The organism is Thermus sp. FJN-A, assembly GCF_054655095.1.
This window is the reverse complement of record NZ_BAAHSC010000164.1, coordinates 150,879-174,009: the sequence shown is the minus strand read 5'-3', so window position 1 is coordinate 174,009 and position 23,131 is coordinate 150,879. Positions and strand designations below refer to the sequence as shown.

The following is a 23,131-nucleotide window of genomic DNA, read 5'->3' as shown; positions in this document are numbered from 1 at the left end:
CGGGCGGGGCTCTTGCCCCCCGAAGCGAGAGGTGAGGCGTGGCGGAGATCCTGGAGCGTTCCGGATACTTGGTGAAGGTCCGCGTGGAGGTGCCCGCGGAGGAGGTACGGAGGAGCTACGAGGCGCTCCTGCGGGACGTGGCCAAGCGGGTGCGGGTTCCGGGCTTTCGCCCGGGAAAGGCGCCCCTGAAGGTGGTGGAGGCCCGCCTGGGGCGGGAGGAGCTTCTGGCCGACCTCAAGGAGCGCCTGGTGGAGGCCACCTACCCGCAGGCGGTGCGGGAGCTTGGGCTTCTGCCCGTGGCCGCCCGGGTGGTGGAGGAGGAGCTCAAGGAGGGGGAGGGCTTCCGCTACGTGGCCGAGGTGGAGAACTACCCGGAGGTGAGGCTTCCCGACTGGCAAAGCTTCGCCCTGGAGGTGGAGCCCCCTGCGGTCACGGAGGAGATGGTGGATAGGGCCCTGGAGGAGCTCCGCCACCGCTACGCCGAGCTCGTCCCCGTGGAGCGGGAGGCCCAGGAGAAGGACCACGTCTTCGTGCGCACGGAGGAGGGGGCGGAGTTCCCCATAGACCTCGCCAAGGCCCTGCCCCACGTGCGGGAAGCCCTCCTCGGCAAGCGGGCGGGGGACGTGGTCATGGTTCCCGTCCTGAACGAAAAGGGCGAGAAGGTGCGGGAGGTGAGGACGGAGGTCTTGGAGGTCAAGGCCCTAGAGCTCCCCGAGCTGGACGAGGAGTTCGCCAAGACCCTCGAGGCGGAAAGCCTGGAGGACCTGAGGGCCAAGGTGCGGGAGAGCCTGCGGCGCCAGGCAGAGGCCCAGTACCAGGAGGCCCGGGAGCGGGCCTTCCTGGAGAAGCTGGCGGAGGGGCTCGAGGCGGAGATCCCCCCCTCCATGGTGGAGGCGGAGGAGCACCACCTCCTGGAGCACCTAGCGGAGGATCTGGCCCGGCAGGGCATCGCCCTCGAGGCCTACCTCAAGGCCTTGGAGGAGCGGGGCGAGCTCGGGAAGTTCCAGGAGGAGCTCAGGGGGGAGGCCCTGAAGCGGGTGAGGCGCTCCCTGGCCAAGGAGCGCCTGGCGGAGGAGCTCAAGCCCGAGGTCTCGGAGGAGGAGTGGCAGGCCTACCTCCAGGCGGTGGCCCGCTCCTCTGGCCAGTCCCTCCAGGAGCTGAAGCGCACCCTGGGGGAGCGGGGCCTGGGGCGCCTCAGGGCCGCCTACCTCCAGGACAAGGCCCTCCGGGAAGCGGTGGCCAAACTCCTCTAAGCCGCTTGGTGGCCCAGGGGGGTGTTCCCCCTGGGCTTGCCGCTACAATGGGGACTGGTATGGTCATACCCTACGTCATAGAGCAGACCGCCCGCGGCGAGCGGGTCTACGACATCTACTCCCGCCTCCTCAAGGACCGCATCATCTTCCTGGGCACCCCCATAGACGCCCAGGTGGCCAACACCATCGTGGCCCAGCTCCTCTTCCTGGACGCCCAGAACCCCAACCAGGAGATCCGCCTCTACATCAACTCGCCCGGGGGGGAGGTGGACGCTGGGCTTGCTATCTACGACACCATGCAGTTTGTGCGCGCCCCCGTGTCCACCATCGTCATCGGCATGGCCGCCAGCATGGCCGCGGTCATTCTGGCGGCGGGGGAGAAGGGAAGGCGTTACGCCCTGCCCCACTCCAAGGTGATGATCCACCAACCCTGGGGCGGGGTACGGGGCACGGCCAGCGACATCGCCATCCAGGCCCAGGAGATCTTGAAGGCCAAGAAGCTCCTGAACGAGATCCTGGCCCGGCACACCGGCCAGCCCCTGGAGAAGGTGGAGAAGGACACGGACCGGGACTACTACCTCTCCGCCCAGGAGGCCCTGGAGTACGGCCTCATCGACCAGGTGGTGACCCGTGAGGAAGCCTAAGCCCTTTTGCAGCTTCTGCGGCCTCCGGCCCCCGGAGACGGGCCGCCTCTTGGAGAGCCCCATCGACGAGGTCTACATCTGCGAGGACTGCGTGGAGCGGGCCATAGAGCTCCTCCGCCAGGAGCCCCGCACCCCCAAAGGCCCAAGCCGCCTCCCCCGGCCCCAGGAGATCAAGGCCCACCTGGACCAGTACGTGGTGGGCCAGGAGGTGGCCAAGAGGGCCCTCTCCGTGGCCGTCTACAACCACTACAAGCGCCTCCTCCACCCCGAGGCGGAGATCGGCAAGGCCAACATCCTCCTCATCGGGCCCACGGGCACGGGCAAAACCCTCCTGGCCGAGACCCTGGCCCGCTTCCTGGACGTGCCCTTTGCCATCGCGGACGCCACCACCCTCACCGAGGCGGGGTACGTGGGGGAGGACGTGGAGAACGTCCTCCTCCGCCTCCTGCAGAACGCGGACTTCGACGTGGAGCGGGCGGAGATGGGCATCGTCTACATAGACGAGATCGACAAGATCGCCCGCAAGTCGGAGAACCCCTCCCTCACCCGGGACGTCTCCGGGGAGGGGGTGCAGCAGGCCCTCCTCAAGATCATCGAGGGCACCATCGCCAACGTGCCTCCCCAGGGCGGCCGGAAGCACCCCCACCAGGAGTTCATCCCGGTGAACACGAAAAACATCCTCTTCATCCTGGGCGGGGCCTTTGAGGGGCTGGAGAACATCGTGAAGGCCCGCACCGAGCGCACCGCCATCGGCTTCACCCGCACCAAGGCCAAGGAGGAGCCCCTGGAGGTCATCCCCGAGGACCTGGTCAAGTTTGGTATGATCCCCGAGTTTGTGGGCCGGGCGCCCCTCATCGTCCAGCTCCATCCCCTGACGGAGGACGACCTGGTGCGCATCCTCACCGAGCCCAAGAACGCCCTGGTGAAGCAGTACCAGGAGCTCTTGCGCATGGAGGGGATTGAGCTCCGCTTCACCCAGGCGGCCCTGAAGGAGGTGGCGAGGCGGGCCCTCAAGCGGGGCACGGGGGCGAGGGGTCTTAGGGCCATCCTGGAGAAGGCCATGGTGGACCTCATGTTTGAGGCCCCCGGAAGCGGGGTGAGGGAGCTCGTCTTTGACCTCCCCCACCTGGATAACCCCTTGCGGGCCCTCGAGGAGGCCAAGCTAAGGCAGGCCTCCTAGGCGCCGGGGTGGGGCCCCCAAAAGGGGTGTCCTGGGGCTTAGCCCTCTAGCCTTCGCACCAGCTCCTCCTTGAGGGCGAAGAGCCTTTCCGTAAGGGAGACGTGGTACACGTGGGGGTTCACCAGGCGGCGCACCCCGGGGTCCAGGCGCGCCACGTCCTGCTGGCGGCGCCTTTGGAGTTCCTCCAGGGCCAGGGGGGGAAAGAGCCGCTTCCCCCGGTAGACCTCTTCCAGGAGGGGTTCTAAGCGGAACTCCCCGGGCCTTAAGGTGCGCCGCTTGGTGGGGTCCGTGGGGTGGCGGAGGCAGAGGGGGCGATCCTCCCGCACCTCCTCCTCGTGGGTGGCGAGGAGGTCGGCGGTGGCCAGGCCCCTTTGGTCGTAGACCCGGTAGACCTTCTTGTGCCCTGGGTTCAGGATCTTTTCCAGGGAGTCCGAGATCTTGATGGCGGGGGCCCAGGTGCCGTTCTCCCGGATGGCCACCAGCTTGTAGACCCCACCTAGGGCCGGGTACCCCCAGGAGACCACCATCTTGGTGCCCACCCCGTAGACCAGGCGTCTAAGGAGGCCCTCCGGATCCACCCCGTAGCGGGGGGCTTCCTCCAGGATCTGGCTTTTGATCTGCCAGATGACGAGCTCGTCCAGGTCCCCGGAGAGGACGATGAGGGCCTCGGGGAACCCCGCCTTGTCCAGCTCCTTGGCCACCTGGATGGCCAGGTAGGCCAGGTCCCCGGAGTCGATGCGCACCCCCACGGGGCGGTGCCCCTTACGCCGCAGGCGCTCGAAGACCCGGATGGCGTGGGGGAGGCCGGAGTGGAGGGTGTCCACCGTGTCCAAAAGGAGGATGGTGTCGTCGGGGAAGACTTCGGCGAAGGCCTGGAAGGCGTCTTCCTCCCCGTAGCCCAGGGCGAGAAAGGCCTGCACCAGGCTGTGGGCGTGGGTGCCGGAGGAGGGGAGGCCCAGGAGGTGGGAGAGGCTTACGGCGCTACTCCGGTTCGCCCCCCCGATGAGGCTCGCCCGGGTGGCGCCCTCCCCGCCCTTGCCCGGGGCCCGCCTCAGGCCAAACTCCAAGACCAAGGCCTCCCCCGCCGCCTCCCGCACCCGGCTCGCCTTGGTGGCGATGAGGGTCTCGTGGTTGATGCGGTTCAAGAGGGCGGTCTCCAGGAGCTGGGCCTGGAGGAGGGGGCCTTCCGCGCTCACCAGGGGCACCTGGGGGTGGGCCACCCGGCCCTCGGGGAGGGCCCTTAGGGTGAGGCCCTGGAAGCCCCCCACCTCCTTCAGATAGCGGAGGTAGTCCTCAGCGAAGAGGGGTTTCCCGCTCCGGCTCTTGAGGGCCCTGAGGGCGGCCAGTTCCTCCTCGCCGAAGCGGACGCTTTCCATCCAGGAGAGGAGGGGATCCAGGCCGGCGAAGACCGTGTAGCCCGCCTGGTGGGCCCCGTAGTCGGGGTTTTTCCGGTAGAAGGCCTCAAAGAGGGCCTCCTTCTCGTGGAGCCCCAGGCGGAAGTAGACCTGGCCCATGGTGAGCTGGTAGAGGTCGGTGTAGAGGATGCCGAAGGGGTCCATGGGCCTAGCATAGCCCCCTCCTTTTCGCTAAACTAGCGGGATATGGTGGAGGTCCACACCTGTAGCCCCGGTTGCCGCCACCACCTGGGAGGGGCGGGGTGGGGGGAGGCGCCCTTGGTGCGCCTCGGCTACAACAAGGAGGCCCGCGCCCGGAAGTTCCCCTACCTAAAGGCCCTCATGGAGCGGCCCCTGGTCTTCGACGGGGCCATGGGCACGGAGCTGCAGAAAAGGGACCTCGGCCCGGAGGACTACGGGGGGGAGGCCTACTTCGGCTGCCCCGAGGTGTTAAACCGCACCCGGCCCGAGGTGGTGCGGGAGATCCACCTGGCCTACCTGGAGGCCGGGGCCGAGGTCATAGAGACCAACACCTTCGGGGCCTTAAGGCACGTCCTGGCGGAATACGGCCTGGAGGACGAGGCCGAGGAGCTGGCCTTCCTCGGGGCCAGAATCGCCCGGGAGGCGGCGGAGGCCCACGGGGCCTTCGTGGCGGGGGCCTTGGGGCCGGGGACCAAGCTCATCTCCCTGGGCCAGATCACCTGGGACGAGCTCTACCGGGCCTACAAGGAGGCGGCGAGGGGGCTTCTCAGGGGCGGGGTGGACCTCATCCTCCTGGAGACCGCCCAGGACCTCCTCCAGGTGCGCTGCGCCGTCTTGGCGGTGCGGGAGGCCATGGCCGAGGTGGGGCGGGAGGTGCCCCTCCAGGTGCAGGTGACCATAGAGGCCACGGGCACCATGCTGGTGGGCTCGGACGAGCAGGCGGCCCTCGCCGCCCTGGAGAGCCTTCCCGTGGACGTGGTGGGCATGAACTGCGCCACCGGCCCCGACCTGATGGACGCCAAGATCCGTTACTTCGCCGAAAACGCCACCCGCTTCGTCTCCTGCCTGCCCAACGCCGGCCTCCCCCGGAACGAGGGGGGAAGGGTGGTCTACGACCTCACCCCCGGGGAGCTCGCCCAGTGGCACCGCAAGTTCGTCCTGGAGTACGGGGTGAACGCGGTGGGGGGGTGCTGCGGCACGGGGCCCGAGCACATCAAGAAGGTGGCCGAGGCGGTGCGGGGCCTTCCCGCCCCCAGGCGAAAAGAAGACTTCCCCCCCCAGGTGGCCTCCCTTTACCAGGCGGTGGCCTTGAGGCAGGAGGCGAGCGTCTTCCTGGTGGGGGAGCGCTTGAACGCCACGGGGAGCAAGCGCTTCCGGGAGATGCTCTTCGCCCGCGACCTCGAGGGCATCCTCGCCCTCGCCCGGGAGCAGGTGGAGGAGGGGGCCCACGCCTTGGACCTCAGCGTGGCCTGGACGGGGCGGGATGAGCTTCAGGACCTCAAGTGGCTCCTCCCCCACCTCGCCACCGCGGTCACCGCCCCCCTCATGGTGGACTCCACCTCCCCGGAGGCCATGGAGCTTGCCCTCAAGTACCTCCCGGGAAGGCTCCTCCTGAACTCCGCCAACCTGGAGGATGGCCTGGAGAAGTTTGACCGGGTGGCCTCCCTGGCCAAGGCCCACGGGGCCGCCTTGGTGGTCCTCACCATTGACGAGCGGGGCATGGCCAAGACCCGGGAGGAGAAGGTGGGGGTGGCCCTCCGCATGTACCAGCGCCTCACGGAGCACCACGGCCTCCGCCCCGAGGACCTCCTCTTTGACCTCCTCACCTTCCCCATCACCCAAGGGGACGAGGAGAGCCGCCCCCTGGCCAAGGAGACCCTCCTGGCCATAGAGGAGCTAAGGGAGAGGCTTCCCGGGGTGGGGTTTATCCTCGGGGTTTCCAACGTCTCCTTCGGGCTCAGGCCCCGGGCGAGGCGCGTCCTCAACTCCGTATTCCTGGACGAGGCGAGGAAAAGGGGCCTCACCGCCGCCATCGTGGACGCGGGGAAGATCCTCCCCATAAGCCAGATCCCCGAGGAGGCCTACGCCCTGGCCCTGGACCTCATCTACGACCGCCGCAAGGAGGGGTACGACCCCCTCCTCGCCTTCATGGCCTACTTCGAGGCCCACAAGGAGGACGTGGCGGCCAAGGAGGACGCCTTCTTGGCCCTTCCCCTTCTGGAAAGGCTCAGGCGCCGCGTGGTGGAGGGGAGGAAGGGGGGCCTCGAGGCCGACCTGGAGGAGGCCCTGAAGGCGGGGCACAAGCCCCTGGACCTCATCAACGGCCCCCTCCTCGCGGGGATGAAGGAGGTGGGGGAGCTTTTCGGGGCGGGGAAGATGCAGCTCCCCTTCGTCCTCCAGGCCGCCGAGGTGATGAAGCGGGCGGTGGCCCACCTGGAGCCCCACATGGAGAAGAAGGGGGAGGGCAAGGGGAAGATGGTCCTCGCCACGGTGAAGGGGGACGTGCACGACATCGGCAAGAACCTGGTGGACATCATCCTCAGCAACAACGGCTACCAGGTGGTGAACCTGGGGATCAAGGTGCCCATCGAGGAGATGCTCAAGGCGGTGGAGGCGCACAGGCCCCACGCCCTGGGCATGTCCGGCCTCCTGGTGAAGAGCACCCAGGTGATGAAGGAGAACCTGGAGTATATGCGGGATAGGGGCTATACCCTCCCCGTGATCCTGGGCGGGGCCGCCCTTACCCGAAGCTACGTGGAGGAGCTAAGGGCCGTCTACCCCAACGTCTACTACGCGGAGGACGCCTTTGAGGGCCTGAGGCTCATGGAGGAGCTCACGGGCCACGCCCCTCCCGAGCTCACCCGAAAGGCTTCCCCAAAGCCCAAGAGGGAGGCCCCCAAGGTGGCCCCCCGCCCCCGGCCCGTGGGGGAGGCCCCCGCTGTTCCCAGGCCCCCCTTCTTCGGGGTGCGGGTGGAGGAGGGCTTGGACCTTCCCACCATCGCCCACTACGTGAACAAGCTCGCCCTCTACCGGGGCCAGTGGGGCTACAGCCGGAAAGGGCTTTCCCGGGAGGCGTGGCAGGCCCTGGTGGCGCGGGAGGCGGAGCCCGTCTTCCGGAGGCTCTTGAAGGAAGCCGAGGAGGAGGGCTGGCTCAGGCCGCAGGTGCTTTACGGCTTCTTCCCCGTGGCCCGGGAGGGGGAGGAGCTTCTCGTCTTCTCTCCGGAGACGGGGGAGGTCCTAACGAGCTTCCGCTTCCCCCGGCAGAAGGGCGGGGGGCTAAGCCTCGTGGACTACTTCCGCCCGCGCTTCGCCCCGCCCTTGGGGGACGAGGCGGCCTGGATGCCCAAGGAGGCCTTCCAAGCGGGGGCCCGGGACGTCCTCGGGGTCCAGCTCGTCACCATGGGGGAGGCCCCTTCCCAAAAGGCCAAGGCCCTCTTTGAGTCCGGGGCCTACCAGGACTATCTCTTCGTCCACGGCTTCAGCGTGGAGATGACCGAGGCCCTGGCGGAGTACTGGCACAAAAGGATGCGGCAGATGTGGGGCATCGCCCACAAGGACGCTACCGAGGTCCAGAAGCTCTTCCAGCAGGGCTACCAGGGGGCCCGCTACTCCTTCGGCTACCCCGCCTGCCCGGACCTCGCCGACCAGGCCAAGCTGGACCGGCTCATGGGCTTCCACCGGGTGGGGGTGCGCCTCACGGAGAACTTCCAGCTGGACCCGGAGCACGCCACCAGCGCCCTCGTGGTCCACCACCCCGAGGCCCGCTACTTTAGCGTGGACTAAACCCACCAGGCGAGCTTCTTCCTAGGAAAGGCCTTGGGGGCCACCTTTTCCCCCTTGGGGTAGCGCTCGGGGAGGTAGTGGGGGAAGGCGTAGCTTTCCAGCGCTTCCTCCAGCAGGTTGACGATCCAGACCTCGGGGATGCCCGCCTTTTGGTAGAGGGGAAGCTTGAGGGCGCGGTCCTGGACCAGGGTGGTCTCGGCCACCTCCACCACCAAAAAGGCGTCTTCCGGCCCCGGGTCCCTCTCCCGGTAGGCCTCCAGGGGCGGGCGCAGGAGGACGAGATCGGGCACGGGTTCGGAGGTCTCGGAGAGGAGGAGGGGACACCGCACCATGACCACGGCCTCGCTTCCCAGGGCCTTTTGGAAGAGCCGGTCCAGGTGCATCACGTAGAGGCGGTGCCTTTTCCCCATGGGCGACACGGCATAAACTTCCCCTTCCAGAAGCTCCACCTGCTCAGGTAAAGCCCCGGCCTCGTAGGCCTTGCGGTAGGCCTCCACGGTGAAGCGGTGCTTGACCATCCTTGCCCTCAATATACTGCCCCCGTGGCAGGGGGTCTGCTTGGGCTTTACCACGCCGCCAGGCGCTCGGGTCTGAGGCCCGCCCTCCTGGAGTCCTTGGGGCCGAGGGCGCCCTTTTCCCGGCTTTCCCTCCTGGGGGTAAGGCCTTGGCACCGCCTCGAGGTCTGGGAGGGGAGGCTCTACCTGGACGGCAGGCGGGTGGGGGAGGCCCGGGAGGTCTTCCGCTACCTGGAAAGGGGTCTGGGCAAGGGCTTCTTCCCCGCCTGGATCGGGTTTTTCGCCTACGAGTTCGCCCGCCACCTGGGGCTTCCCGCCCACAAGCCCCTCCCTGGCCTCCCCGAGGCCTTCTTCTATTACTACCCGGAGGGGTATGCCCTCCTGGAGGGAAGGCTCGTGCAGGCCCCCTCCTTCCCCTTGCGGCCCCTCCCCCACGTGCCCCCGCCCGTCCCGGGCTGGCCCCTGGTCTCGGACTTTCCCCGGGAGGCTTTCCTGAGGGGGGTGCGGGAGGTGCAGGAGAGGATCCGGGCCGGGGTGGTCTACCAGGTGAACCTCTCCCACCGCTTCCGCCTCCTAGGCCCCGTGGACCCCCTCCTCCTCTACGCCCGGCTTCGCGCCCTGAACCCCTCCCCCTTCATGGGGCTACTGGAGGGGGAGGGGTGGGCGGTGGTCTCGGGGAGCCCCGAAAGGCTCTTCCAGAAGGTGGGGGCCCGGGTCCTGGCCCGCCCCATCGCGGGCACGCGGCCCAGGGGGAGGACGGAGGCGGAGGACCTGGCCCTGGAACGGGAGCTCCTTTCCTCCCCCAAGGAGCGGGCGGAGCACGCCATGCTGGTGGACCTCCTGCGCAACGACCTCGCCCGGGCGGCCCGCCCGGGTACGGTGCGGGTGCGGGAGCTTTTCACCGTGGAGCGCTACGCCCACGTGATGCACCTGGTCTCCGAGGTGGAGGGCCTCACCGGGGCCTCCCTGGGGGAGGTCTTCGCCGCCCTCTTCCCCGGGGGGACCATCACCGGGGCCCCCAAGGGGACGGTGATGGAGGCCATAAGGGACCTGGAGCCCGTCCCCCGGGGAGCCTACACGGGGAGCCTGGGGTACGTCTCGGGGCGGGGGGCGGATTTCAACATCCTCATCCGCTCCTTCCAAAGGGTGGGGGAGGAGGTCCTCTTCTCCGCGGGGGCGGGGATCGTCATCGCCTCGGAGGCGGAAGAGGAGTACGCGGAGACCCTCCACAAGGCCCAAAGCCTCCTTCTCGCCCTGGAGCGGGGAAGCCCGGGGCAGAGGCCCCTTCCCCCCAGGCCCACCTCCGCCTGGAGCCCGCCTCCCCCGCCCCGGCGCCTTGGGGCCCGCGTCCTCTTCCTGGAGAACCGGGACTCCTTCTCCTACAACCTCGTGGACTACCTCCGCGCCCTGGGGGCCGAGGTCTTGGTGGTGGACCAGGAGGAGGAGCCGGACCTCAAGGGCTTCACCCACCTCCTGGTGGGCCCTGGGCCCAAGGACCCCTTTACCGCAGGCCGGGTCTTGGAGTGGACGGCGCGGGCCCTGGCGGAGGGCATCCCCTTCCTGGGGGTCTGCCTGGGCCACCAGGCCCTGGGGGTGGCCCTGGGGGCGGAGCTCTACCGGGAAAGCCCCGTGCACGGGGAGGCCCACGCCGTCTTCCACGGGGGCGAGGCCCTCTTCCGGGGCTTTCCCAACCCCCTGCCCTTCGCCCGCTACCACTCCCTGGCCCTGAGGCGGCTTCCCCCCGCCCTCAGGCTCCTCGCCTGGACGGAAGCGGGGGTGCCCATGGCCATCTGGGACGGGAGGCGGGCCTACGGGGTGCAGTTCCATCCGGAAAGCATCCTCTCCCCCTGGGGGATGGAGCTATTGGCGCGGTTCCTGGAAACGGGTTAATACCACGCCGGCGACGGGGCCTGGCCCTTGGCGGGGGCTTGGGGGGAAAATGGGGCATGCGGCGGGTCTTGCTCCGGGGCAGGCCTTTTGGGGAGGAGTTGCCGGAAAGCCTCGTCTACCACGGGGCGAGCGTCTTCACCACCTTAAGGGCGGAAGGGGGAAGGCCCCTTTGGCTTGAAGAGCACCTTTTCCGCCTGCGCCGCCACGCCCTGGCCTTGGGGCTCCCTTACCCCGGGGATCGGGTCTTTGTGGAGGAGGTGGAGGCCCTGCTTGCCGCCTTTCCCGACTCTCCTTGCCTCCGCCTCCGCCTCACCGTGGGGGAGGGGGTGTGGCTCTCCGAGGCGAGGCCCTACGCCCCCTTGCCCCCTTCCCTCTACCGGGAGGGGGTCCGGGTCCGGCTCACGGGCTACCGGGTCCACCCCGACCTCGCCCGGTACAAGACGGGGAACTACCTCCCCTACCGCCTGGCCCTGGAGGAGGCCCGGAAGGAGGGGGCTTTTGAAGGGCTCCTCTTGGACGCCTTCGGCCACGTGGTGGACGGGAGCCGCACGAGCCCCCTGCTCTTCCGGGAGGGGACGCTCTACCTCCTGGAGGGGGGCCTCGAGGGGATCACCCGGGAGAAGGTGGCGGAGGCCGCCCGGGGCTTGGGCCTCCGGGTGGAGCGGGTTCTTCTGCGCCCGGAGGGGCTTCAGGGCACCCTTCTCCTGGCGGGAAGCGGCGTGGGCCTCTTGCCGGCGGGCTTCCTCCCCCAGGAGCTTCTTCCCCTGGTCCAGGCGTTCCTTCCCGGCTGCTATACTAAGTAGCGGTACCTCCAGCCCAGCGCCTTGGGCTGGTGCCCCTTTTTACGCGGAGGGAAGGGATGAAGAAACCGGTCTACCTCACCCCGGAAGGCTACAGGCGCCTTCAGGAGGAGCTCCACCACCTTAAGACCACCAAGCGGCAGGAGATCTCCGCCGACTTTGAACAGGCCCTGGAGGAAGGGGACCTCAGGGAGAACGCAGGCTACGACGAGGCCCGGCGGGCCATGTGGCAGAACGAGGCCCGGATCGCCCAGCTGGAGGACCTCCTCGCCCGGGCGGTGGTGGTGGAGGGAAACGGCTCCTACGACCAGGTGGCCCTGGGTTGCCAGGTGGAGCTGGAGACCGAGGCCGGGGAGAGGCTTTCCCTGGCCATCGTGGGCAGCCACGAGGCCGACATCTTCAGCGGCAAGATCTCCGACGAGTCCCCCCTGGGCCAGGCCCTTCTGGGCAAGAAGGTGGGGGATGTGGTGGAGATCCGCGGCAAACGGGGGGCCCAGGTCTACACCATCCTGGAGATCAGGCCCCTATAGGGCGGAGGCGGTGCGCAAGGGGCCCACGGTCTCCTCGGCGTGCGCCTTGAGGGCCAGGAAGAGGCGATCCAAAGGCGCCGCTTCCAGGTAGGGTAGGGCCTCTCCCCCAGGGAGGTGGAGGATGGCCCTGAGGGCTTCCACCCCCTTCTCCCCCAGGTAAACCCCTTCCCCTCCCAGGCGCCCCCCCTGCAGGTGGAGGCCTTGGCCCAGGAGGCTTGGGGCGAGCCCCCCCGCCTTCACCACCCGCCAGCCCGCCCAGACCAGGGGAAGGAGGGGGTTTTCCCACTTGGCGATGCCCCTCAGGCCGGAGACGAAGACGGGGTAGAGCCTGGGGGCCGCCTCCGGGGAGGCCAGGCGGTAGGCGAGTTCGGCCAGAAAGGAGGCGAGGAGGAAGCGCCGGGGCTCCTCCAGGCCGTGGAGCCTGCCCAGGAGCTCCACCTGGGTGAGGGTGGGCAGGCCCTCCGCCTTACCCTCCTTGGCGTACACCTGGAAGCGCACGTGGTGGAAGAGGGAGAGCCGCCCCGAGCGGCCCGAGGGGCGCAGGCCCTTCTTGGCCACGGCCTCGAGGCTCCCCTTTGGGGTCAGGAAGCGGAGGAGCAAGTCGCCCTGCGGTAGGGCTCGCCGCCCCACCACGATGCCCTCCTCCAGGCGGTAGCGCTCCACCTTTCCAGTGTATGCTGGAGGCATGGAACGGAGCCTGCGCGACATCCTGGAGTGGGTGGTCCTGGGCCTTTTGGTGGTGGTGGGGGTCCTGCTCGCCCTCTTTGTGGGAGGGTGGGTCTTCACCTTCTTGGGCAAGGTTCTTCTAGCCCTCTCCGGGCTTATCTGGAAGCTTCTCCAGTACGCTATTCCCCTCCTCATCCTGGCGGGGATCGGCTACGGGGTGGTCTACTTCTTGCAAAAGCGGAACGCCTAAACCCTTGACACCTTATGGCAAAAGGGTATACCCTCCTTTCTGACCGAAAGGGGGAAGGGATGGGACCCATTGACCGCCGGTTCTTGTTCAGGCTGAGCGCGCTTCTCGGGGCGGGCGCTTTACTCCGCGCCCAGGCCAACGAGCGGGTGGAGTACCGGGAGTTCAAAAAGGAGACCCCCATAGCCGTGGTCTATCACCTGGACTTCGGTGACCCGGGCCGCTTCGGGCAGATGCTCACCAACATCAGCAACCACCTGTCCGTCTACGACAACGATCCCTTCAAGATCAAGATCGTGGTGGTGGCCCACGGGGCGGGGGTGCAGTTCTTCCTGAAGGACCTGGAGGGCACGCCCTGGGCTTCGGCCCAGTACGACCGGGAGGCCCTCTTTAGCCGCGTGAAACAGCTGGCCCAGCTGGGGGTGGAGTACTACCTCTGCGAGATCACCTTCAGCCGCAACAACATCCCCAAGGACAAGCTCCGCCCCGAGGACTTCCTCAAGTGGGTGCCCTCTGGGGTGGGTGCCTTGGGGGAACTCCAGGCTAAGGGGTATGCCTACATCAAGGTAGGGTGAACCTCCCGGGGCCCCTGGGGGTGCGTATAATGCCCCCATGCGGGTTCTTTTCATCGGGGACGTCATGGCCGAGCCCGGCCTCCGGGCGGTAAGCCTGCACCTGCCCGACATCCGCGACCGCTACGACCTGGTCATCGCCAACGGGGAGAACGCCGCCAAGGGGAAGGGGCTGGACAAGCGAGCCTACCGCCTCCTGAGGGAAGCGGGGGTAGACCTCGTCTCCTTGGGCAACCATGCCTGGGACCACAAGGAGGTCTACGAGCTCTTGGAGAAGGAGCCGGTGGTGCGCCCCCTCAACTATCCCCCCGGCACCCCGGGGCGGGGGTGGTGGCGGCTTAGCGCAGGGGGCGAGAGCCTCCTCTTCGTCCAGGTGATGGGGCGCGTCTTCATGGACCCCCTGGACGACCCCTTCCGCGCCCTGGACCGCCTCTTGGAGGAGGAGAAGGCGGATTACATCCTGGTGGAGGTGCACGCCGAGGCCAGCAGCGAGAAGATGGCCCTGGCCCATTACCTGGACGGCCGGGTCTCCGCCGTCCTCGGCACCCACACCCACGTGCCCACCCTGGACACCCTCCGCTTCCCCAAGGGCACCCTCTACCAGACGGACGTGGGCATGACCGGCACCTACCAGTCCATCATCGGGGGGGAGGTGGAAACCTTCCTGGCCCGCTTCCTCACGGGGCGCCCCCAGCCCTTTCGGCCCGCCCAGGGCAAGGCCCGCTTCCACGCCACGGAGCTCTTCTTTGAGGGGGGTAAGCCCGCGTCCCTGAGCCCGTACGTTTGGGAAGAGCCGTGAGGGGGATGGACCAGGCCTTTGACCAGCTGCGCGCGGAGGTGGACCTCCTGGGCCGCCTCCTGGGGGAGGCCATCCAGGCCATCTCGGGGGAGCGCTTCTTCCGGCTGGTGGAGGAGGTCCGGCTTTTGGCCAAGTCCCGGCGGCAGGGGGAGGAAGGGGCGGGGGAGGCCCTGCTGCGGCGGGTGGAGGGGTTGTCCGTGGAGGAGGCCGAGGCCTTGGTGCGGGCCTTCACCCACTACTTTCACCTGGTGAACCTGGCGGAGGAACGCCACCGGGTGCGGGTGAACCGCCTGCGGGCGAAGGCGGAGACCCTGGAAAACCCCAGGCCCGAGGGCTTCCTGGCCCTGGCCAAGGCCCTAAAGGAGCGGGGGCTCTCCCTGGAGGAGGCCGAGGCCCACCTCAACCGCCTGGAGCTCCTCCTCACCTTCACCGCCCACCCCACGGAGACCCGCCGCCGCACCCTCAGGCACCACTTGGAGAGGCTTCAGGAGGAGTTGGAGGCGGAAGACCGCGGCCCTTTGGCGGCCAGGGTGGCGCTCCTTTACGCCACCGAGGAGGTGCGCAAGGCGCGCCCCAGCGTGGAGGACGAGATCAAGGGGGGGCTCTATTACCTGCCCACCTCCTTGTGGCAGGCCATTCCCAAGGTGGTGGCGGGCCTCGAGGCCGCCCTGGAGAGGGTCTACGGCAAGCGCCCCCGCCTGCGGAGCCCGGTACGCTTCAGGAGCTGGATCGGCGGCGACCGGGACGGCAACCCCTTCGTCACCCCCGAGGTCACCGCCTTCGCCGCCCGCTACGCCCGCCAGGTGGCGCGGGAGAAATTCTTGGAGGCCTTGGAGAACCTGGTGCGGGACCTTTCCCTCTCCGAGGCCAAGGTGCCCGTGCCCCGGGAGGTGCGGGAGGGGGGCGAGGGGGTGGGGCGCTTTCCGGGCGAACCCTACCGCCGCTTCTTCGCCCGGCTCTACGCCCGGCTGGAAGGGGGGGAGGCCAGCACCGAGGAGCTCTTGCGCGCCTTCCGCGTGGCGGAGGCGGGTTTGGCCTCGGTGGGCCTGGGGGCGGTGGCGGCGAGCCTCCTCCGGCCCGTGGAGGCCCGCCTATGGGCCTTCGGCCTGGAGCTCGCTCCCTTGGACCTCAGGGAGGAGTCAGGGAAGCTTCTAGAGGCGGCGGCGGAACTCCTCGCCCGGGGTGGGGTCCACCCCGACTTGCTCGCCCTCTCCCCCGAGGCCCAGGAGGACCTCCTCACCCGGGAGCTAAAGACCGCCCGCCCCCTCCTCCCCGTGGGGGAGGCCCCCCAGGGGGAGGCCCTGCGGAGGGCCCTGGGGGCCCTCGGGGCCTGGCAGGACAAGGGGGCCCACGTGGTCTCCATGACCCACCATCCCGCAGACCTCCTCGCCGTCTTCCTCCTGGCCCGGGAGGTGGGCCTCTACCGCCCGGGCCGGCCCCTGCCCTTTGACGTGGTCCCCCTCTTTGAGACCCTGGAGGACCTGCGCCGGGCCCCGGAGGTACTCCGCCGCCTCCTCAAGAACCCCGTCTTCCTGGCCCACGCCCGGGGGCGGGGCGGGGTGGAGGTGATGATCGGCTACTCCGACTCCAACAAGGACGCGGGCTTTCTCATGGCCAACCTGGCCCTCTACCAGGCCCAGGAGGCCTTGAGCCAGGTGGGGCGGGAGGTGGGGCTTTCCGTCCACTTCTTCCACGGGCGGGGCACCTCCACGGCCCGGGGTGGGGGTTCGGCGGGGCGGGCCATCGCGAGCCTCCCCCCCCGGAGCGTGGGCCACCGCCTGCGGCTCACGGAGCAGGGGGAGGCCCTGGCGGACCGCTACGCCCACCCGGACCTGGCGGTGCGCCACCTGGAGCAACTCCTCTTCCACTTCGCCCAGGCGGCCCTGGGGGAGGGGGTGGAGCCCAAGCCCCCCTGGCGGGAGGCCCTGGCCCAGGCGGCCGAGGAGAGCATGGCCCGCTACCGGGCCCTCCTCGCCGAGGAGGGCTTCTTTCCCTTCTTCGAGGCCTTCACCCCCATCCGGGAGATCGGGGAGCTCCCCATCGCCAGCCGCCCCGTGTACCGCCACGGCCGGGTGCGGGACGTGCGGGACCTCAGGGCCATCCCCTGGGTCATGGCCTGGACCCAGGTGCGCCTCCTCCTGCCGGGATGGTACGGCCTTTCCGCCCTGGAGGTCCTCCCTTTGGACCTGTTGCGGACCATGTACCGGGAGTGGCCCTTCTTCGCCTCCACCCTGGAGAGCGCCGCCATGGCCTTGGCCAAGGCCGACCTGGGGGTGGCAAGGCTCTACCTGCGCCTGGTGCCCGAGGCGCTTCACCCCCTTTTCCACCGCATCGCCGAGGAGTATGGGAAGGCCTTTTCCCTCCTGGAGGCCATCTTCCAGGCCCCCCTCCTCCACAATCAGAAGACCCTGGAGCGGCAGATCGCCCTGCGCAACCCCTACGTGGACCCCATCAACTTCGTGCAGGTGGAGCTTTTGCGCCGCTACCGCGCCCCGGGGGGCCGGGAGGACGAGGCCCTGAGGCGGGCCCTCCTTCTCTCCCTCCTGGGGGTGGCGGCGGGCCTCAGGAACGCGGGCTAGGGGCCTCCCACCCCCAGGCCCCGTATGATGGGAGCCGATGGAGATCCTCGGCCAGCACCCCGAGCAGCGGGTGGGCGTCTTCGTGGACACCCAGAACCTCTACCACTCGGCCCGGGACTACTACGAGCGTAACGTGAACTTTGAGAGCCTCCTGCGCTTTGCCGTGGGGGGAAGGCGCCTGGTCCGGGCCACCGCCTACGTGGTGGAGAAGGAGGGGGACACCTCCGCCTGGCCCTTCATCTACAAGCTCTCCACCATCGGCTACAAGGTGCGGCGCATGTACCTCACGGTGAAGGAGCTGGGGGAGGGGGGCAGGCCCATCTACGAGGGGAACTGGGACATGGGCATCGCCGCGGACATGGTGCGGCTCATGCCCCACCTGGACGTGGTGGTCCTGGGGAGCGGGGACGGGGACTTCGTGGAGATCCTCGAGGTCCTCATGGAGCGGGGTATCCGGGTGGAGGTGATCGCCTTCCGGGAGACCACGGCCCAGAGGCTCATCGACGCGGTGGACCGCTTCACCCACCTCCCCGAGATCCCTAACCCCTTCATGGAGCCCAAGAACCAAGGATGACGGACCTTTCCCTTTACGACTACCCCCTCCCCCCGGAGCAGATCGCCCAGGAGGGGGTGGAGCCCCGGGACATGGCCCGGATGCTGGTGGTCTACCGGGAAGGCCCCTTCCGGGTGGCCCACAAGCGGGTGCGGGACCTCCCCGAGTTCCTGCGCCCGGGGGACGTCCTGGTCTTCAACGAGAGCAAGGTGATCCCGGCGAGGCTTCTCGCCAGGAAGCCCACGGGGGGAAAGGTGGAGGTCCTCCTGGTCCGGGAAAGGGTCCCCGGGCTTTGGGAGGCCCTTCTGGGCCCCGCGCGGAAGGCTCCCCTTGGCACGAGGCTTCTCCTCCTCTCCCCCAAGGACCTGGCCCCGGTCCCGGGCCTCGATGCGGAGGTGGTGGGGGTGGAGGAGGACGGTGTCCGCCTCCTCCGCTTCCGGGGGGACCTCCTGGCCCACCTGGAGGCGGTGGGGGAGGTGCCCCTCCCCCCCTACATCAAGGCCAAGGTCCCCATGGAGCGCTACCAGACGGTCTACGCCCGGCGGCCGGGCTCCGTGGCCGCCCCCACCGCCGGGCTCCACTTCACCCCTGAGCTTCTGGAAAGACTTCGTGAAATGGGGGTGGAGCTTCGCTTCCTCACCCTCCACGTGGGTCCCGGCACCTTCCGCCCGGTGAAGGGGGATCCCGAGAAGCACGAGATGCACGCCGAGCCCTACGCCATCCCCGAGGAGGTGGCGGAGGCTGTCAACCGGGCCAAGCGGGAGGGGAGGCGGGTGGTGGCGGTGGGCACCACGGTGGTCCGGGCCCTGGAGAGCGCCTACCGGGAAGGGGTCAGGGTGGTGGCGGGCGAGGGGGAGACGCAGCTCTTCATCCGCCCCCCCTATACCTTCAAGGCCATAGACGCCCTCTTCACCAACTTCCATCTGCCCCGCTCCACCCTCCTCATGCTGGTGGCGGCCTTTTTGGGGAGAGAGCGCACCCTTGAGGCCTACCGCCTGGCGGTGGGGGCGGGCTACCGCTTCTACTCCCTGGGGGACGCCATGCTCATCCTGTAGAGCGCGAGGGCCAGGGCCTCCATCTCCTCCCGCAGGTGGAGGGCCTTAAGCCACCTCTCGGGGATGGCCTCCTTGCCGTAGTACGCTCCGGCGAGCTCGCCGTAGACCGCCCCCACCGTGTCCGCGTCCCCGCCCAGGTTCACGGCCAGGACCATGCCTTCCTCAAAGTCCCGCCCCCGGGCGAAGGCCCAAAGGGCCGCGGCCAGGGTGCCCGGGGCGTAGCCCGGCCCCTCCTCCGGCGCCTCCCAAAACCCTCCTGCCACCACCCGCCTCAGGGCGGGATGGAGGTCGGCTTCCCGGAAGGGCTCCAGGGCGAGGAGGTCCGCCTTGGAGGCCCCTTCCAGGGCCCCCTGGAGGAGCCAGGCCAGGATCTCCGTGGCCTCGAGGGCCTCCCTCGCCCCGTGGGTGGTGCGGGCGGAGAGGCGGGCCAGCTCCCGGAGCCTTGGGCTTTTCCGGTAGGCCAGGACCAGGGGGGCGAGGCGCATGAGGGGGCCGTTTCCCGCCCCCTCCTCGTCCCCGGCGTAGGGCTCGCCCGTGGTCGCATACCGCTCCAGGGCCCTCCTGGTGGCGTGGCCTATGTCAAAGCAGGTCCCCGTGGCGCTCCGGTACCCCTCCCGGTACCAGCGCAGGTAACGGTCCATCTGGTCCTTGGGGTCGAACCCCTTCTCCAAGAGGCTTTCCGCCAGGCACAAGGCCTGGCTCGTGTCATCCGTCCAGAAGCCAGGGGGCAGGCGGTGGGGCCCTCCGCCCCGCATCTCCCTGACCTCCGGGAAGGTCCCCCTCGCCTGGAACTCCACCTGGGCCCCCAGGGCGTCCCCCACCGCCAGGCCCAGGAGGGCCCCCAGGTAGCGGTCCTGCTCCTCCTTTAGACCCTTCACCCACGCCTCCGCCTCCTCAGGCCCCAAGAGGGTGGGCCTGCGTTCCGGGGGAAACCAGGCGAGGAGGCGGGCGGCCTCCTGGGGGTCCAGGCCCCGGGGGCTTCGGGCCAGGAGGAGCTTGTGGTCCCCGTCCGCCAGGGCCACCATGCCCAGCAAAAAGCCCTCCACCCCCGCTCCCGGGGGAAGGGGAGGCCCCAGGTAGACGGCGTCCACCTCCTCCCCGTCGGCGGGGTTCAGGAGGCCCGGGATGAGGCCGTAGTTCACCGGGGCCGGGCTTTCCACCCGGTCCAAGAGGAGCCTTCCCCCCTTCCAGGCGTAGCGCAGGGGGCTATCCTTGCTCCACTCCACGCGCATGCTCAGCCGCCTCATACCAGCCTCAGGAGGGCCTGGGCCACGGAGAGGTAGATGAGGAGGCCCGTCACGTCGGTGAGGGTGGCGATCAGGGGGTTGGAGAGGAGGGCCGGGTCCACCCCCAGCCGCCTCAGGAGGAAGGGCAGGAGGGCCCCCACCAGGTTGGCGAAGAGCACGATGAGGAAGAGGGCGAGGCCCACCACGGGCAGGAGGAGGGGGTGGCCGTCCCAGTAGACCTTGCCCAGGAGGAGGAGGCCCAGGGTGAGGCCCAGGAGGAGGCCCACCGCGCTCTCCTTGGCGGCCACCCGCCGCCAGTCCCTCAGGTCCAGGTCCCGGGTGGCCAGGGCCCGGATGATGAGGGTGGCCGACTGGTTGCCGGTGTTGCCCCCGGTGCCCAGGAGGACGGGCACGTAGAAGGCCAGGGCGGTGGCCGCCTCCAAGACCCTCTCAAAGCCCTGGAGAATGGTGCTGGTAACCATTCCCGTGAAGATCAGGATCACGAGCCAGCGCACCCGGGCCAGCCAGAGCTGCACCGGGGAGGCTTGGCTGTAGACCAGGTCGGGGACGTCCACCGCCGCCAGCCGGTGGATGTCCTCCGTGGCCTCCTCCTCCAGCACGTCCAGGACGTCGTCCACCGTGACGATGCCCACCAGCCGCCCCTCCTCGTCCACCACGGGGAGCACGGTGAAGTCGTAGTCGGCCATGAGGCGGGCCACCTCTTCCTGGTCGGTGTCCGTGCGCACGAACACCACCTTGGGGTTCATGATCTCCGCCACCCGCGTCCTGGGGTCGGCCACGATCAGGTCCCGTAAGGAGAGCACCCCCTTCAGGCGGCCCTCCCCGTCCACCACGTAGATGTAGTAGATGGTCTCGGCATCGGGGGCGGCCCGGCGCAGGAAGCGGATCACCTCCTCCACGGTCATCCCCTCCCGCACCGCCACGTACTCCGGGGTCATGAGGCCGCCCGCCTCGTCCTCCTCGTAGCGGGTGAGCTCCTCCACCTCGGCCCGGGTCTTGGGGTCCAGGGCTTCCTTGAGGCGGTGGGCGAGCACGGGGTCCTCCTCCTCCACCGCCTGGAGGGCGTCCGCCAGGTCGTCCAGGGAGAGCTCCTCCAAAAGCTCCTGCACCCGCCAGGGCGGGAGGGTCTTCAGGTACTCCGCCTGCTCCTCCGGTGGGAGGTTGGAGAAGACCTCGGCCGCGCGGTCTTTGGGAAGGAGGGTGAGGACCACGTAGCGGTGCTCCCCCCGGAGGTCGTCCCAAAGCGCCAAGAGGTCCTGGGGATGGGTGTCTTCCAGGAGCTTCTGCAGGGTCAGGGTGTCGCCCTCTTCCAGGGCTTGGCGAAGGGGGGAAAGGGTCGTCTCCACAGGCGGCCTCCTTTCTTCAGCGAAGGCCGCCCGGGGGCGGCCTTCAGGGCCTAGGACTCGAGGGCAGAGCCTCTGGCATACCACTTCTAGCCTAGGGGGCCGGGCCGGGAGCGTCAACCGCGCCCACTAGAAATGTCGGAAAAATTGAGGTTGACACGCTCAAGGGGTGTGCCCTATCCTGGAGCCCGGCCTTGGGGCCGGGAGGCGCATGTTCGGACAGCTGGCGGCACGACTGCAGGAGGCCATAGACCGGCTAAGGGGCCGGGGCCGGATCGGCGAGGAGGACCTGAAGGCGACCCTCCGGGAGATCCGCCGCGCCCTCATGGACGCCGACGTGAACCTGGAGGTGGCCCGGGCCTTCGTGGAAGGGGTACGGGAGCGGGCCTTGGGGCAGAAGGTCCTGGAGTCCCTGACCCCCGCCGAGGTGATCCTGGCCACGGTCTACGAGGCCCTGAAGGAGGCCTTGGGCGCCGAGCCCCGCTACCCCGTCCTCAAGGACAAGAACCTCTGGTTCCTGGTGGGCCTCCAGGGCTCGGGCAAGACCACCACCGCCGCCAAGCTTGCCCTCCACTACAAGGGGAAGGGGCGCCGGCCCCTCTTGGTGGCCGCGGACACCCAGCGCCCCGCCGCCCGGGAGCAGCTTAGGCTTCTGGGGGAGAAGGTGGGGGTGCCCGTGCTGGAGGTGATGGACGGGGAACCCCCGGAGTCCATCCGCCGCCGGGTGGAGGAGAAGGCGAGGGCGGAGGTGCGGGACCTCATTCTGGTGGATACCGCAGGCCGCCTCCAGATCGACGAGCCCCTCATGGAGGAGCTCGCCCGCCTGAAGGCGGCCCTGAAGCCGGACGAGGTCTTGCTGGTGCTGGACGCCATGACCGGCCAGGAGGCCCTCTCCGTGGCCCGGGCCTTCGACGAGCGGGTGGGGGTCACGGGCCTGGTCCTCACCAAGCTGGACGGGGACGCCCGGGGCGGGGCGGCCCTCTCCGCCCGGCACGTCACCGGGAAGCCCATCTACTTTGCCGGCGTCTCCGAGCGCCCCGAGGGCCTCGAGCCCTTCTATCCGGACCGCCTGGCGAGCCGCATCCTGGGCATGGGGGACGTGGCCACCCTGGCCGAGAAGGTCAAGGCGGCGGGGTTAGAGGCGGAGGCGCCCAGGTCCGCCAAGGAGCTCACCCTGGAGGACTTCCTCAGGCAGATGCAGAACCTCAAGCGCCTGGGCTCCTTCTCGGAGGTCCTGGGGATGCTCCCCGGGATGGGACGGCTTTTGCCCCAGGGGGTCCAGGTGGACGACCGGGCCCTGAAGCGCCTCGAGGCCATCGTCCTCTCCATGACCCCCGAGGAGCGGAGGGACCCCCGTATCCTAAACGGCTCCCGCCGCAAGCGCATCGCCAGGGGAAGCGGCACCACGGTTCAGGAGATCAACCGCTTCATCAAGGCCTTTGAGGAGACCAAAGCCCTGATGAAGTCCCTGGAAAAGAAGCGTGGCCGGGGACTCATGGGAATGTTCAGGAGGTAGGAGGAAAATGGTCAAGATCAGGCTTTCCCGGTTCGGCTCCAAGCACAACCCCCATTACCGCATCGTGGTCAGCGACAGCCGCAAGAAGCGGGATGGGGCCTATATAGAGAAGATCGGTTACTACGACCCCCGCAAGACCACCCCGGACTGGCTCAAGGTGGACGTGGAGCGGGCCAAGTACTGGCTCTCCGTGGGGGCAAAGCCCACGGACACCGCCCGGAGGCTCCTCCGCCAGGCGGGGGTTTTCCGGCAGGAAGGCTGACACCCCCCATGCTGGCCTGGGCCAGCATGGGGCCCCCGAGCGCCGGACGGGTTTCCCGTGCGGCCTTTTCCCGTTAGCATGGGGCCATGAGGGACCTGGTGGAGTACCTGGCGAAAAACGTGGTGGACCAGCCGGAGCGGGTCCGGGTGCAGGAGCGGCGCACCCGGGAGGGGCCGGTCTACGTGGTGGAGGTGGCTCCCGAGGACAAGGGCCGCCTGATCGGCAAGCAGGGCCGGGTCATCGAGGCCATCCGCACCCTGGTGCGGGCCTACGCCAAGCGCAAGGTGGGGGTAGAAGTCCGCTGAAGCGCCCCCTTGTGCC

The 23,131-nt window shown here is 69.1% G+C and carries 21 protein-coding genes; 16 read left to right on the top strand and 5 right to left on the bottom strand.

Features of this window, described 5'->3' with window-relative positions:
- Positions 1-38: 38 nt before the first annotated feature.
- From tig to clpX, 3 genes are read left to right on the top strand one after another with little or no spacing between them, the layout of a single operon-like run.
- Positions 39-1,253, top strand: a complete 1,215-nt coding sequence (gene tig, locus ACYQ0J_RS02410; protein ID WP_460170597.1) for a trigger factor — start codon at positions 39-41, stop codon at positions 1,251-1,253.
- Between the two features lie 59 nt (positions 1,254-1,312).
- Complete coding sequence (gene clpP / locus ACYQ0J_RS02405; RefSeq protein ID WP_460170596.1) at positions 1,313-1,897, top strand: ATP-dependent Clp endopeptidase proteolytic subunit ClpP; 585 nt, start codon at positions 1,313-1,315, stop codon at positions 1,895-1,897.
- The gene (gene clpX / locus ACYQ0J_RS02400; RefSeq protein WP_460170595.1) at positions 1,884-3,077 is read left to right on the top strand and encodes an ATP-dependent Clp protease ATP-binding subunit ClpX; all 1,194 of its coding nucleotides are present in this window, start codon (positions 1,884-1,886) and stop codon (positions 3,075-3,077) included. Before clpP ends, clpX begins: the two co-directional genes overlap by 14 nt.
- 38 nt (positions 3,078-3,115) lie before the next feature.
- Here the strand turns inward: clpX and ACYQ0J_RS02395 are convergent, their stop codons facing one another.
- On the bottom strand, positions 3,116-4,636 hold the full coding sequence (locus tag ACYQ0J_RS02395; RefSeq protein ID WP_460170594.1) for a nicotinate phosphoribosyltransferase: 1,521 nt from the start codon (positions 4,634-4,636) through the stop codon (positions 3,116-3,118).
- Positions 4,637-4,678: 42 nt separating this feature from the next.
- Here ACYQ0J_RS02395 and metH point away from each other — a divergent pair, with 42 nt between their 5' ends.
- Entirely contained in the window at positions 4,679-8,236 is a 3,558-nt protein-coding gene (gene metH, locus ACYQ0J_RS02390) for a methionine synthase (RefSeq protein WP_460170593.1), read from the top strand.
- Here metH and ACYQ0J_RS02385 read toward each other — a convergent pair.
- Complete coding sequence (locus ACYQ0J_RS02385) at positions 8,233-8,754, bottom strand: Uma2 family endonuclease (RefSeq protein ID WP_460170592.1); 522 nt, start codon at positions 8,752-8,754, stop codon at positions 8,233-8,235. The two genes, metH and ACYQ0J_RS02385, sit on opposite strands and share 4 nt — an antisense overlap.
- A 24-nt stretch (positions 8,755-8,778) precedes the next feature.
- On the opposite strand from ACYQ0J_RS02385, the gene ACYQ0J_RS02380 reads away from it, so the two are divergent.
- Genes ACYQ0J_RS02380 through greA form a run of 3 tightly spaced genes read left to right on the top strand, consistent with a single transcriptional unit; the run spans position 8,779 to position 11,971 of the window.
- The gene (locus ACYQ0J_RS02380; protein WP_460170591.1) at positions 8,779-10,641 is read left to right on the top strand and encodes a chorismate-binding protein; all 1,863 of its coding nucleotides are present in this window, start codon (positions 8,779-8,781) and stop codon (positions 10,639-10,641) included.
- Between the two features lie 56 nt (positions 10,642-10,697).
- Positions 10,698-11,444 (top strand): aminotransferase class IV, encoded by a 747-nt coding sequence (locus ACYQ0J_RS02375; RefSeq protein ID WP_460170590.1) that lies wholly within the window; start codon positions 10,698-10,700, stop codon positions 11,442-11,444.
- 56 nt (positions 11,445-11,500) lie between these two features.
- Positions 11,501-11,971: a transcription elongation factor GreA gene (greA, locus tag ACYQ0J_RS02370; protein WP_460170589.1), complete on the top strand. Its 471-nt coding sequence runs from the start codon at positions 11,501-11,503 to the stop codon at positions 11,969-11,971.
- Here the strand turns inward: greA and recO are convergent.
- On the bottom strand, positions 11,966-12,634 hold the full coding sequence (gene recO, locus ACYQ0J_RS02365) for a DNA repair protein RecO (protein ID WP_460170588.1): 669 nt from the start codon (positions 12,632-12,634) through the stop codon (positions 11,966-11,968). The two genes, greA and recO, sit on opposite strands and share 6 nt — an antisense overlap.
- Before the next feature lie 22 nt (positions 12,635-12,656).
- Between recO and ACYQ0J_RS02360 the strand changes: the two genes are divergently transcribed.
- From ACYQ0J_RS02360 to queA, 6 genes are all read left to right on the top strand, one after another.
- Positions 12,657-12,887 carry a hypothetical protein gene (locus tag ACYQ0J_RS02360; RefSeq protein ID WP_460170587.1) on the top strand — a complete coding sequence of 77 codons (231 nt, stop codon included), beginning with the start codon at positions 12,657-12,659 and terminating at the stop codon, positions 12,885-12,887.
- A gap of 83 nt (positions 12,888-12,970) precedes the next feature.
- Entirely contained in the window at positions 12,971-13,459 is a 489-nt protein-coding gene (locus ACYQ0J_RS02355) for a DsrE family protein (protein ID WP_460170586.1), read from the top strand.
- Between the two features lie 37 nt (positions 13,460-13,496).
- Positions 13,497-14,255 (top strand): TIGR00282 family metallophosphoesterase, encoded by a 759-nt coding sequence (locus ACYQ0J_RS02350; RefSeq protein WP_460170585.1) that lies wholly within the window; start codon positions 13,497-13,499, stop codon positions 14,253-14,255.
- Positions 14,256-14,260: 5 nt separating this feature from the next.
- Positions 14,261-16,834 (top strand): phosphoenolpyruvate carboxylase, encoded by a 2,574-nt coding sequence (locus ACYQ0J_RS02345; protein WP_460170690.1) that lies wholly within the window; start codon positions 14,261-14,263, stop codon positions 16,832-16,834.
- A gap of 37 nt (positions 16,835-16,871) precedes the next feature.
- Positions 16,872-17,408, top strand: a complete 537-nt coding sequence (locus tag ACYQ0J_RS02340) for a LabA-like NYN domain-containing protein (protein WP_460170584.1) — start codon at positions 16,872-16,874, stop codon at positions 17,406-17,408.
- A complete protein-coding gene (queA, locus tag ACYQ0J_RS02335) occupies positions 17,405-18,442 on the top strand; it encodes a tRNA preQ1(34) S-adenosylmethionine ribosyltransferase-isomerase QueA (protein ID WP_460170583.1) in 1,038 nt (345 codons plus the stop codon). Before ACYQ0J_RS02340 ends, queA begins: the two co-directional genes overlap by 4 nt.
- Here the strand turns inward: queA and ACYQ0J_RS02330 are convergent.
- A complete protein-coding gene (locus tag ACYQ0J_RS02330) occupies positions 18,409-19,674 on the bottom strand; it encodes an ADP-ribosylglycohydrolase family protein (RefSeq protein ID WP_460170582.1) in 1,266 nt (421 codons plus the stop codon). The two genes, queA and ACYQ0J_RS02330, sit on opposite strands and share 34 nt — an antisense overlap.
- 11 nt (positions 19,675-19,685) lie before the next feature.
- Positions 19,686-21,035, bottom strand: a complete 1,350-nt coding sequence (mgtE, locus tag ACYQ0J_RS02325) for a magnesium transporter (RefSeq protein WP_460170581.1) — start codon at positions 21,033-21,035, stop codon at positions 19,686-19,688.
- A gap of 208 nt (positions 21,036-21,243) precedes the next feature.
- Between mgtE and ffh the strand changes: the two genes are divergently transcribed.
- The 3 genes from ffh (at position 21,244) to ACYQ0J_RS02310 (ending at position 23,115) form a co-directional block, all read left to right on the top strand.
- The gene (gene ffh, locus ACYQ0J_RS02320; protein WP_460170689.1) at positions 21,244-22,548 is read left to right on the top strand and encodes a signal recognition particle protein; all 1,305 of its coding nucleotides are present in this window, start codon (positions 21,244-21,246) and stop codon (positions 22,546-22,548) included.
- 7 nt (positions 22,549-22,555) lie between these two features.
- Positions 22,556-22,810: a 30S ribosomal protein S16 gene (rpsP, locus tag ACYQ0J_RS02315; RefSeq protein WP_460170580.1), complete on the top strand. Its 255-nt coding sequence runs from the start codon at positions 22,556-22,558 to the stop codon at positions 22,808-22,810.
- An 86-nt stretch (positions 22,811-22,896) separates the two neighbouring features.
- Positions 22,897-23,115, top strand: a complete 219-nt coding sequence (locus ACYQ0J_RS02310; RefSeq protein ID WP_460170579.1) for a KH domain-containing protein — start codon at positions 22,897-22,899, stop codon at positions 23,113-23,115.
- Positions 23,116-23,131 lie beyond the last annotated feature (16 nt).